Origin of the sequence: Dyella japonica A8, assembly GCF_000725385.1 — a bacterium.
GTDB lineage: Bacteria > Pseudomonadota > Gammaproteobacteria > Xanthomonadales > Rhodanobacteraceae > Dyella > Dyella japonica_C.
This window is the reverse complement of record NZ_CP008884.1, coordinates 1,867,979-1,878,582: the sequence shown is the minus strand read 5'-3', so window position 1 is coordinate 1,878,582 and position 10,604 is coordinate 1,867,979. Positions and strand designations below refer to the sequence as shown.

The window sequence follows — 10,604 nt, the reverse complement described above, 5'->3', positions numbered from 1 at the left end:
GTTTGTCACGCAACCGGCGAGGTTGCCCCCTGTGAAAATCGTTATCAGCCAACTAACCACTTAACCCGGCAGCTTGAAGTGCGCCACCGAACGACGCAGGTCGCTCGCCAGCTGGGCCAGGTAACCGATGGAGTCGGCCGTCTGGCTTGCGCCCTGCGAGGTCTGCGAGGTGATTTCCTGGATCGCATTCATCGACACTGAAATATCGGTTGCCGCGGTGGACTGCTGGCGCGCCTGCGTCGAGATGTTCTGAATCAGCGCCGACAAGTCGTGCGACACGCGCTCGATGTCGCCCAGCGCGCTACCCGCGTCCTCCGCGAGTCGGGCACCGGCCACCACTTCGGCGGTGGTCTGTTCCATCGAGTTCACCGCTTCGTTGGTGTCGGACTGAATGGTCTGCACCAGCGTTTCGATTCGCTTCGTCGCGCTCGCGGAGCGTTCCGCGAGGCGCTGCACTTCGTCCGCCACGACCGCGAAACCACGACCCGCTTCACCCGCCGACGCGGCCTGGATGGCGGCGTTCAAGGCGAGGATGTTGGTCTGCTCGGCAATGTCGTTGATCAGTTCCACGATGGAGCCGATCTCCTGCGACGACTCACCCAGGCGTTTGATTCGCTTGGACGTTTCCTGGATCTGGTCGCGGATCGAGTCCATGCCCGAGATCGTCTCGCGCACCACTTCGGCGCCGCGCGAAGCGATTTTCACCGAGCGTTCGGCCACGTCGGCCGACTCGGCGGAGTCCTTGGACACCACGTCCATCAGGTTCGCGATCTGGTTGATCGCGGCCGTGGCCGTGCTGATGCGCTGCGCCTGGTTCTGCGCCGATTCCGCCAGGTGGCGCGCGGTGGTCTGCGTTTCCTGGGCGGAGGACGACACCTGCTCCGACGTTTCGTTAATCGTCGTCACCAGGGTGCGCAACTCGTCGATGGCGTAGTTCACCGAGTCGGCGATGGCGCCCGTGATGTCCTCGGTCACCGTGGTCTTGACGGTCAGGTCACCTTCGGCGAGCGAACCCATTTCGTCCAGCAGGCGCATGATGGCCTCCTGGTTACGCTGGTTGAGTTCGGCCGACTCCTGCAGGCGGCGACGTTGGTCGGCGATCAACTGGAACACGAGGATGGCGAGGAAGGCCGCCGAACCGAGCGCGCCCAGCACACCCCACAACAGGTTGGGGAACAGGCGGCGAGTCGGCAGCTTGCGGATCTGGTCGGCCAGTTCGTTCGCGCGCAGCAGCACGTTCTGCGAGTCGAGCGAGGCCTGGTTGCCGGAGCGCTTCACTTCGCTGAGGTTGCCCGCGGCGCTGACCAGCTTGCCCACCGGATCCTGCAGGTTGTCCCACTGGGACTGCATGTCGGTGAGGATCTTGCGCGCGTTGGCGTCGCCCATCGAGCGCACGCCCACTTCGGTGTTGCCTTCGAGCAGGCCCTTGAGCACCGCGCCGTAGAGCTGGCCGTCGCGGGCCAGGCCGTCGGCGGCCGGCTGCGAGGCGTCGCCGCCCTGCAGCACTTCCTGCACGCGGCGGGTCATACGGTCAGCCAGCACCATCTGGCGGGCGGAGGTATAGGTCTGCTCCGCGCTGCCGCCGTGCTGCTGCAGGATGTTCACCACCTGCTCCATGCTGGAGTTCAGCAGGGGCAGTTCGCGTCCCAGGGTGGCGGCACGCTGCGACGAATCCACCACCAGCGCCTTGTTCGACAGGATCTTGCCGATGTCGGCGTCGAGCTGGCCCCAGGCATTGGTGAGCGCGGTGACGGCGCGACCGGTCGGGGTGGCATTGCTGTCGGCATAGGGCTTGATGCCGCCCTTCTCGTCGCCCTTGTTGAGGCGCTGGATGGCCGAGTCGATGGTGTTGCGGTTGGTTTCGAGCTCCTTGAAGGAGTCGACGTTACCGTCCGCCGCTTCGAGCGCGAGCTTCGCGGTCTGCTGCGACAACACCTGGATCTGTGTGGTCAGGTCGACCGCCTGCGCGTCTTCGCCGCCCTTGACGGTCAGCGCGCCGAAGTCGATACCCGTAAAACCGAACGCAATGACGAGCAAGATGATGAGGCCTGTATAACCTCGTTCCTTGCCCACGCCCCCTGTAGTGCTCATTTCGTTCACCTCGCCCTTCTACGCTTCGCCGCCCTTGCCGGCGAAAGCGTCGGATCATCGCCCTGATTCCGGCCTGGAGCAGCGCCGGTCCTACTTGTCGTCCAAACTGTTGCGCGTCAGGCCGCGGCCTGACGGAAATCCGGCGCGCGAACCAGCTTGCCCATGCTGAACACGGCCAGTCGCTGTTCGCCTACGCGATCATCCACAAAACGGGTCAGGCGCGGATCGTCTTCCAGCTCGGAGTGACGGCGCTGCTCCGCATCGACCGTACGCTGCCCGAAGACTTCGTCCACCATCAGCGCCACGCTGCCGCCGCCCTGGCGCACGACCAGGAGTCGCGTGCGTTCGGTGGACTGCGTGCGCTCGCCAAACAGGAAACGTGCCAGGTCGATGACCGGCACCAGGTTGCCTCGCACGTTCGCCACGCCCAGCAGCCAGGGCTGGGTGCCCGGCACCGGCGTCAGGGAAGGCACGGCCAGCAGTTCGCTGATCTCGTCGATGCCGCTGACGAACAGGCGGCTGCCCGCACGATAACCAATACCGCGCCAGAGGCCGGGGGCCTCCAGCTTTTCCGGCGTGCCCGACGCATGCGCCAGCGAAAGACGCTCGTAGTGGGCCAGGATTTCGAAAGGCAAGAGCGAGGCGGTCTGGCTCATCGTCGCCTCACGCCGCGCTGGGCAACAGGTCGTTGATGCAGGCCAGCAAGTCCTTCTCGTTGACCGGCTTGGTGATGAAGGCGCGCGCACCCTGGCGCAGGCCCCACACGCGGTCGGTCTCCATCGACTTGGTGGTGATCATGACGATCGGAATGCTGGACGTCATCGGGTCGCGCGTGAGCGTGCGGGTGGCCTGGAAGCCATTCATGCCGGGCATGATGACGTCCATGATCACCAGATCCGGCTTCTGAGCGCGCACGCGCTCGATGCCTTCTTCGGCGTTACCGATGGAATCGACCTGGTAACCCGCGCGCTCGAGCAGCGTGGTGAACACGCGCACGTCCGTCGGCGAATCGTCGATGATGAGAATATTGGCCACAGGCCCCCCTCAGACCCTGTAGTCGCCGGACTTAAACCGTAACGACATGTCGATGGATTGCACCAAGCAACTCGTCTCTGGTGAACGGCTTGGTCAAATATTGTTCTGCGCCCACGATGCGGCCGCGTGCCTTGTCGAACAGGCCATCTTTCGAGCTGAGCATGATCACGGGCGTCCCGCGGAACTGCGGGTTGTTCTTGATCAGCGCGCACGTCTGATAGCCGTCGAGGCGCGGCATCATGATGTCGACGAAGATGATCGCGGGCTTCTGGTCGGAGATCTTGGCAAGCGCCTCGAAACCGTCCACGGCCGTGAGTACGTCGCAACCTTCTTTCTTGAGCAAGGTTTCGGCGGTTCGACGGATGGTTTTCGAGTCGTCGATAACCATGACCTTGAGGCCGGCCAGGCCATTTCCACTTATGTTCAAGTTCACAACACCCCCCTGCGACCCGCCCCTGGCTCAGGTAAACCTTGCGACCGCCAACCGTTGGTAGCGGTCCCTTTGGAAGACACAAATCCGTACGTCGGTGATGACGTACGGCTAACGTTCAGCCGGCAGGCATTCGTGCGTAGCTGTTTACCGCCTGCCCGACGTGACGTCAAGCTGAAATCTTAAGTAAAGCGCCCTACGTCATTGAATCAACGCGTTTGCCTTCGCTGGAAAGCCGATCCCGGGGCTGGTCGGCAACGTTTCCCTGCAAGGACAATCCCGCCCGCCCGGCGCCTGGACGGGATCACTTGATCGTTGGATCGATCAACGCCATCTCCCTCCCCCGGACGACATACACTGCCATGCTGCCGCCCGGCCGGAGCCGGGAGGCGCATGGTGAAGACGCTCTACTACCGGAGAATGACGATGGCCCTCAAGGTCGCCGTACTGATGGACCCGATCGGCTCGATCAAGATCGCCAAGGACACCACCTTCGCCATGCTGCTGGAAGCCCAGCGGCGCGGCCACAGCCTGTTCTACCTGGAGCAGGGCGACCTGGCCATCCGCAGCGGCGAGCCCTGGGCCCGCCTGGCGCCCCTCTCCGTGCGCGACGACCCGTCGGGCTGGTTCGTGCTGGGCGAGCCGGAGTGGCGCGACCTGCGCGGGATGGACGTGGTGCTGATGCGCAAAGACCCTCCGGTCGACGCCCAGTTCATCTACGACACCATGGTCGCCGAACTGGCCGAGCGCGCCGGGGTCACGGTGGTCAACCGCCCGCAGGCCCTGCGCGACTGCAACGAGAAGCTGTTCGCCCTGCACTTCCCGCAGTGCATGGCCCCCACCCTGGTCAGCCGGGACGCGGCGGAGCTGCGCGCCTTCGTGGCGACGCATGGCGAGGTGGTGCTCAAGCCGCTGGACGGCATGGGCGGGCGCGGCATCTTCCGGGTGAAGGCCGGGGACAGCAACCTGAACTCCATGCTGGAAACGCTGATCGCCGCCGGCCCCAAGGGCGAGCACAAGCAGTTCACCATGGCCCAGAAGTACATCCCCGAGATCACCTCGGGCGACAAGCGCATCCTGGTGGTGGACGGCGAGCCGGTGCCCTACGCGCTGGCCCGCATCCCGCAGGGCAGCGACTTCCGCGGCAATCTGGCGGCGGGCGGGCGCGGCGTGGGCGTGCCGCTGAGCGAGCGCGACCGCTGGATCGTGTCCCAGGTGGCGCCGGAACTGCGCCGCCGCGGCCTGCTGTTCGTGGGCCTGGACGTGATCGGCGACTACCTCACCGAGATCAACGTCACATCGCCGACGTGTGTGCGCGAACTGGATGCGCAATTCGGGCTTAATATTGCCGGTCAGCTTTTCGACGTCATCGAACAGAACCGATCCGGAACCCGAGCCGCGTGAGCCAACCTGCTGTCCGCACCGGCGCCGACATGTTCGGCGCCACGATGCTTTTCTCGCTGTTGCTGCACGGGGTGGTGATCCTGGGCATCACCTTCACCTATGTGAAGGCCAAGCCCAGCCTGCCCACGCTGGACGTCACCCTGGTGGACGTGGCCAACCGCGAGTCGCCGGACAAGGCGGATTTCCTGGCCCAGGCCAACAACAGCGGCGGCGGCGAAAGCGACAAGGCCGCCCGCCCGTCGCAGCCGGTCTCCGGCGACCTGCCCCGCCCGTCCAACGGCGTGGCGCCCAAGGCGGTCGAGGCCAGCGCCCCCCGGCCGCAGGAAGCCACCAGCGACAAGCTGCTCACCACCACCGGCAACAGCCACTACAGCGTCAACACCGACAGCGCGAAGCTGGAGCAGACGCCGCAGGATCTCCCCGACTCGCCGGAAGAGCTCAAGCGCAAGCAGGAAATGGCGCAACTGGCCGCCGAAGTGCGCAACCAGAGCCAGCAGTACGCCAAGCGGCCGAAGAAAAAGTTCATCTCGTCCAACACCAAGGAATACGCCTACGCGGCCTACATGCGCGGCTGGGTGGATCGCGTGGAGCGCGTGGGCAACCTCAACTACCCGAACGAGGCACGCCGGCGCGGCCTGCATGGCGACGTGCTGATGACGGTCACGCTGAACCGCGACGGCTCGGTGAAGGGCATCGAAGTGGTTCAAAGTTCCGGCGAGCCGTTGCTGGATGCCGCGGCGCAACGCATCGTGCGTCTGGCGGCCCCGTTCCCGGGACTGCCCCCGGACAAGGAACGGATCGACGAGCTGAATATCACGCGCACGTGGCAGTTCATGCCCAATGACACGCTGCACAGCAGGTGAGGATCGGGTGAAGGGAAACCACCAAGCCTTCGCGGCTTCGTCGCTGTTTCCTCACCTCCCTTAACCTGTTTTCCGCAGACAGGCAGGCGATGGCGGCAAGGCTTACAATGCCCCCATGGCCAACCCCCATCCTCAACCGCAATCCTTGGCCGGTCAGTTCCTGATCGCCATGCCCAGCCTGGCCGAACCGCCGTTCTCGCGCGGGGTGGCGTTCATTTGCCAGCACGATGAAGACGGTGCGGTCGGCCTGCTGGTGAACCAGCTCTCCGAATACCGCCTCGGCGACGTGCTCGCGCAGATGAAGCTGGAGTGCAGCGACCTTGAACTGGCCGATGCGCCGGTGCTGATCGGCGGGCCGGTGCAGCAGGAGCGTGGTTTCGTGCTTCATCGCGAGCCCGGCCACTGGGAATCGAGCTACCGCATCAACGACGAATGGTCGGTGACGACCTCGCGCGACATCCTCATCGCCATGGCCCACGGCGAAGGCCCGCGCCTCGCCGTGATGGCACTGGGCTACGCCGGCTGGAGCGCCGGTCAGCTCGAGCAGGAACTGAAGGACAACACCTGGCTCACCGCCGAGGCGAATGAGCGTGTGGTATTCCACACGCCGCTGGAAGAGCGCTGGAGCGCCGCCGCAGGGCTGGTTGGCGTTGATCCCTTGCAGCTGCCCGGCTACGCGGGCCACGCATGAGCTGTGTGTTCGGCTTCGACGTAGGCAGCCGCCTGATCGGTGTCGCGGTGGGCAATCGTTTTACCGGCAGCGCACGCGGCCTTGCGGCCATTGCAGTGCGCGACGGCGAACCCGACTGGTCAAGACTCGATGCGCTCCGCAAGGAATGGATGCCCGACGCCCTGGTGGTCGGGCTGCCGTTGACGCTCGAGGGCGAAGAACAACCGGCCAGCAAGCGTGCGCGCCGAATTGCCGACAAGCTCGGCCAGCGCTACAACCTGCCGATTGCCATGACGGACGAGCGTTACAGTTCGCAGGAAGCCGCGCAACGCTTCGCCAGCGCGCGCGCCGCCGGCCTGAAGAAGAAGAGCGACGCCGCCACGATCGACGCCGAAGCCGCCGCGGTGATTCTCGAACGCTGGCTCGCTTCCGAAACCACCAGTCACTGACCATCCGCACGGACTTCCGCCCGCCATGAGCTCTCGCCTGCGCCACCTCACCACTCTGGAAAACCTGCCTCGCGAGACCATCGAGCGCCTGCTCGACCGTGCGGAATACATGCGCGACGGTTGCGCTCATGGCACGCGCAAGCTGGAACTGCTCAACGGCCGCACCATCCTCAACCTGTTCTTCGAACCGTCCACGCGCACGCGCACGTCGTTCGAACTGGCTGCGCGCCGCCTCGGCGCGGACGTCATCAACTTCGACATCGGCTTCTCGTCCACCAGCAAGGGCGAAGCGCTGTTCGACACGCTGCACACCCTGGAGGCGATGCACCTGGATGCCATCGTGGTGCGCCACAAGGTGTCAGGCACGCCGGAGGAACTCGTGCGCCATGCCATGAGCGGCGTGTCGGTGATCAATGCCGGCGATGGCAACCGCGCCCATCCCACGCAGGGCCTGCTGGATGTGCTGACCATCCGCCAGCATCGCCCTGACTTCAGCAAGCTCACCGTGGTGATCTGCGGCGACGTGAAGCATTCGCGCGTCGCCCGTTCGGATGTGCATGCACTCAAGGCGATGGGCGCCAAGGAAATCCGCCTGTGCTCGCCCCAGGCACTGATGCCGGATCAATCGGAATTCCCGGGTTGCGTGCTCACTGACGATTTCGACGCCGCCGTCGAGGGCGCCGACGTGATCATCATGCTGCGCCTGCAGAAGGAACGCATGGCCGCCACCGACCTGCCCGACGAAGCGGCGTACTTCAACCGCTACGGCCTGGACAACCGTCGCCTCGCCCGCGCGGCCAAGGGCGCGCTGGTGATGCACCCGGGCCCGCTCAACCGCGGCATCGAGATCGCCCCCGAAGTGGCCGACGGCCCGCAGTCGCGCATCCTGGAGCAGGTCGGCAACGGCGTGTTCGTGCGCATGGCGGTGCTCGCCGAGGTGCTGGGCCGCTAAGTTCGAGCCGGGTCCCGACGACCTCCCCCAGCCACGGCCAGCCGGCCGTGGCGCACCGCGTCATGCCGCAAATACAGGCATAATGCGCGGCGCAATATCACCTCACTCAAGGGATTAGACATGCGATCGACGACGCGCATTGCCGCGCTGGGCCTCGCCGGTGTCCTGCTGGCTGCATGCCACCACAAGGACAAGGATGCCCCTCTCGCCTTCGTACCGGCGGACACGCCGTACGTGGTGGCCAACCTCGACGTGCTCGACGACGACACGCGCAAGGCGCTGCTGGCCCAGGCCGATGCCCAGCTGCCGTCGGAGCTGACCCAGCTGCGCTCCACCGCCAGCGACATGGCGGAAAAAGATCCCGACCTGTCGCGCCTGCTCAAGGCGATGATCGCCGAGCTGGACGGCAAGACCATTGAGCAGTTCGCGCAGAACGCCGGCCTCAACATCAAGGGTCGCTCGGCCTTCTATGGCCTGGGCCTGTCCCCGGTGGCGCGTTTTGAGCTGACCGACCCCAAGGCCTTCGACGCCTTCGTCGGCCGCCTCGAGGCCGCCTACGGCAAGCCGTTCGACACCGCCACCGTCGGCGGCCAGAACTACCGCAAGCACGTCGCCGCCGACAGCGGCGTGCAGATCGTGATGGCCGAAGTCGGCAAGCAGGCGGTCGCCGCCGTGCTGCCGGCCGATGCGCCGGAAGCCACGCTGCGCCTGGCCTTCGGCCTTGACCGTCCGGAAAAGAACCTGCAGGACGACGGCCGCCTCGACAAGCTTGCCAAGGCCAAGGATTACAAGCCCTGGGCTATCGGCCAGGTCGACCTGGCACGCCTGCTGCCACTGGCCGCCAGCGGCAAGGATCCGCTCTTCAACGCCTTGATCAAGGCACGCGCCGAAACGGAATCCAGCAAGACCGGCGAACCGGTGGCCAACCAGCTCAAGGTTTCGCCGGCGTGCGAAGGCGAGGCCTCGCGCATCGCCTCGCGCGTGCCCTCGGTCAGCTTCGGCTACACCAAGCTTGACGAGAAGCACCAGGACATCCGCTGGGACGTGGCACTGGCTGACGACATCACCAAGGCCTTCAGCGGCATGAAGGTGGAATTGCCCGGTCTTGGTGCCGCCGGCACCGCGCCGTTCGACATCACCGTCGCCCTGCCGGTCGCCCAGCTGCGCACCTTCCTGAGCGCGCAGGCGGAGGCCGTGGCCGCCAAGCCGTTTACCTGCCCCACGCTCACCGATCTCAACGAGAGCTTCTCCAAGATCGGCCTGATGTCGCAGCAGGCCGCCGTGCCGCCGGTGGGTGACCTGCTCGGCCTGCGCGTGGCGCTGGACAGCTTCGACGCCGGCAGCAACGACACCATGCCGAAGTTCAGCGGCCGCATCCTGATCGGCACCTCCAACCCGGCCGGCCTCCTCGCTATGGCCCAGATGGCCGCGCCGGGCCTGCAGCAGATGAAGCTCGCGGCAGACGGCAAGCCCGTGGCGCTGCCGCCGGAGCTGGTCGCACCGCTGGGCGCCCCGGTGTGGGCGGCCATGGGGCCGAAGTCGCTGGCGCTGGCCGTGGGCCAGGGCGAAGACGTGAAACTGGGCGAACTGCTCAATGCCGCCGCCGGTGATGCGGGCCGGTTCGGCCGCCTGAGCCTCAGCGGCGAGATGTACCAGGCGTGGGTGAAGGCCATGGCGGAGAAGGCAGAGCACATCGCCGAACTCACCGCGAACGCCCAGGCCGACGACCCGGAAGCCCAGGCCACGGCCAAGGCAACCGCCGAGCGCTCGAAGGCGCAGTTCGAATCGATGGAAGCACAGGCCGCGCGCATCAAGTCGCTCAATGGCGACATGCGCATGGCAAACGACGGCCTGGTGATCACCAGCCAGACCGAACTGAAGTAAGCCGTCCATCCACGATGGAAACGAAAACGGGGCGCCAGAGGCGCCCCGTTTTCGTTCTGCGAAGGGATCGCCAGCTCAGATCGACAGCGCCGCGCGACGCTGCTGGCGCACGATGCTCAACCCCAGCGCAATCGCCAGCAACACCACGACCACGGCGAAGATGACCATGCCAAGGTACTGACCCTGCAAGCCGTGCTCGAAGCCCGACGGCAACGTATCGCCCTGGCCCAGCTCCAGCGCCGCCATGCCGGTGTAGTGCATGCCGCACACGGCGACACCCATCACCAGCGCACTGCCCAGCATCTGCAGCGTGCCGCGCAGATTGAAGGCCAGCCACAGGGCCGCCATCGACGCCACGATGGCGATGGCAACGGACAAGGCCACGATGCTGCCATCGTAGGAAACATGGGCGGACGACAACATCGCCGCCATGCCCAGGTAGTGCATGCCCGCCACGCCCAGCCCCATCAGCACACCAGCGATCACCAGGTTGAACACGCGGAACGTTCCGCTACCGACGATCCCTAAGCCCAGTGAGCAGGCCGCGATCGCCAGCACCGCCGACGCCAGCGTCAGCGTGATGTCGTAGGTCACTGGCGTGCCCATGTTGCACGCGAGCATTGCGATGAAGTGCATGGCCCAGATGGCGCCGCCACCCATCGCCGCACCCGCCGCGAGCACGGCCCCCCAGCGCTGCCGGACGTTCTGGGCCAGTGGGATGCCCAGGGCAAACTGGAGCGCCGTGAACGAACCCAGCACGGATACGACATAGGACAACCCGACCAGCACTCCGTTGTAATGCTGATGCATGTCTTGCATGAAGTTT

11 protein-coding genes are annotated in these 10,604 nt (G+C 65.8%); 6 read left to right on the top strand and 5 right to left on the bottom strand.

The genetic code is table 11. The features are described from left to right. Positions 1 to 60: 60 nt before the first annotated feature. From HY57_RS07745 to HY57_RS07730, 4 genes are all read right to left on the bottom strand, one after another. The gene (locus HY57_RS07745) at positions 61 to 2,091 is read right to left on the bottom strand and encodes a methyl-accepting chemotaxis protein (protein WP_026033826.1); all 2,031 of its coding nucleotides are present in this window, start codon (positions 2,089 to 2,091) and stop codon (positions 61 to 63) included. Between the two features lie 116 nt (positions 2,092 to 2,207). Next, complete coding sequence (locus tag HY57_RS07740; protein ID WP_019464682.1) at positions 2,208 to 2,747, bottom strand: chemotaxis protein CheW; 540 nt, start codon at positions 2,745 to 2,747, stop codon at positions 2,208 to 2,210. Positions 2,748 to 2,754: 7 nt separating this feature from the next. Continuing rightward, positions 2,755 to 3,126, bottom strand: a complete 372-nt coding sequence (locus HY57_RS07735; RefSeq protein ID WP_019464683.1) for a response regulator — start codon at positions 3,124 to 3,126, stop codon at positions 2,755 to 2,757. Positions 3,127 to 3,157: 31 nt separating this feature from the next. Beyond that, positions 3,158 to 3,514 (bottom strand): response regulator, encoded by a 357-nt coding sequence (locus HY57_RS07730; protein ID WP_019464684.1) that lies wholly within the window; start codon positions 3,512 to 3,514, stop codon positions 3,158 to 3,160. A gap of 468 nt (positions 3,515 to 3,982) precedes the next feature. Here HY57_RS07730 and gshB point away from each other — a divergent pair, with 468 nt between their 5' ends. The 6 genes from gshB (at position 3,983) to HY57_RS07700 (ending at position 9,778) form a co-directional block, all read left to right on the top strand. After that, positions 3,983 to 4,960 (top strand): glutathione synthase, encoded by a 978-nt coding sequence (gene gshB, locus HY57_RS07725; RefSeq protein ID WP_019464685.1) that lies wholly within the window; start codon positions 3,983 to 3,985, stop codon positions 4,958 to 4,960. Further along, entirely contained in the window at positions 4,957 to 5,823 is an 867-nt protein-coding gene (locus HY57_RS07720) for an energy transducer TonB (protein ID WP_019464686.1), read from the top strand. The genes gshB and HY57_RS07720 overlap by 4 nt, the downstream gene beginning before the upstream one ends. A gap of 115 nt (positions 5,824 to 5,938) precedes the next feature. After that, on the top strand, positions 5,939 to 6,514 hold the full coding sequence (locus HY57_RS07715; protein WP_019464687.1) for a YqgE/AlgH family protein: 576 nt from the start codon (positions 5,939 to 5,941) through the stop codon (positions 6,512 to 6,514). Beyond that, positions 6,511 to 6,942 (top strand): Holliday junction resolvase RuvX, encoded by a 432-nt coding sequence (ruvX, locus tag HY57_RS07710; RefSeq protein WP_019464688.1) that lies wholly within the window; start codon positions 6,511 to 6,513, stop codon positions 6,940 to 6,942. Before HY57_RS07715 ends, ruvX begins: the two co-directional genes overlap by 4 nt. Before the next feature lie 25 nt (positions 6,943 to 6,967). Beyond that, positions 6,968 to 7,894, top strand: a complete 927-nt coding sequence (locus HY57_RS07705) for an aspartate carbamoyltransferase catalytic subunit (protein WP_019464689.1) — start codon at positions 6,968 to 6,970, stop codon at positions 7,892 to 7,894. Positions 7,895 to 8,014: 120 nt separating this feature from the next. Continuing rightward, positions 8,015 to 9,778, top strand: a complete 1,764-nt coding sequence (locus tag HY57_RS07700) for a hypothetical protein (RefSeq protein ID WP_019464690.1) — start codon at positions 8,015 to 8,017, stop codon at positions 9,776 to 9,778. Positions 9,779 to 9,853: 75 nt separating this feature from the next. On the opposite strand, the gene HY57_RS07695 is transcribed toward HY57_RS07700, so the two are convergent. After that, on the bottom strand, positions 9,854 to 10,597 hold the full coding sequence (locus HY57_RS07695) for an MHYT domain-containing protein (RefSeq protein WP_019464691.1): 744 nt from the start codon (positions 10,595 to 10,597) through the stop codon (positions 9,854 to 9,856). Positions 10,598 to 10,604 lie beyond the last annotated feature (7 nt).

Excerpts from the sequence above, each read along its gene's own strand:
- ruvX (WP_019464688.1), top strand. The coding sequence starts at position 6,511 with ATGAGCTGTGTGTTCGGCTTCGACGTAGGCAGCCGCCTGATCGGTGTC.
- HY57_RS07745 (WP_026033826.1), bottom strand. The coding sequence starts at position 2,091 with ATGAGCACTACAGGGGGCGTGGGCAAGGAACGAGGTTATACAGGCCTC.
- HY57_RS07700 (WP_019464690.1), top strand. The coding sequence starts at position 8,015 with ATGCGATCGACGACGCGCATTGCCGCGCTGGGCCTCGCCGGTGTCCTG.
- HY57_RS07730 (WP_019464684.1), bottom strand. The coding sequence starts at position 3,514 with ATGGTTATCGACGACTCGAAAACCATCCGTCGAACCGCCGAAACCTTG.
- HY57_RS07715 (WP_019464687.1), top strand. The coding sequence starts at position 5,939 with ATGGCCAACCCCCATCCTCAACCGCAATCCTTGGCCGGTCAGTTCCTG.
- HY57_RS07705 (WP_019464689.1), top strand. The coding sequence starts at position 6,968 with ATGAGCTCTCGCCTGCGCCACCTCACCACTCTGGAAAACCTGCCTCGC.
- gshB (WP_019464685.1), top strand. The coding sequence starts at position 3,983 with ATGGCCCTCAAGGTCGCCGTACTGATGGACCCGATCGGCTCGATCAAG.
- HY57_RS07695 (WP_019464691.1), bottom strand. The coding sequence starts at position 10,597 with ATGCAAGACATGCATCAGCATTACAACGGAGTGCTGGTCGGGTTGTCC.
- HY57_RS07740 (WP_019464682.1), bottom strand. The coding sequence starts at position 2,747 with ATGAGCCAGACCGCCTCGCTCTTGCCTTTCGAAATCCTGGCCCACTAC.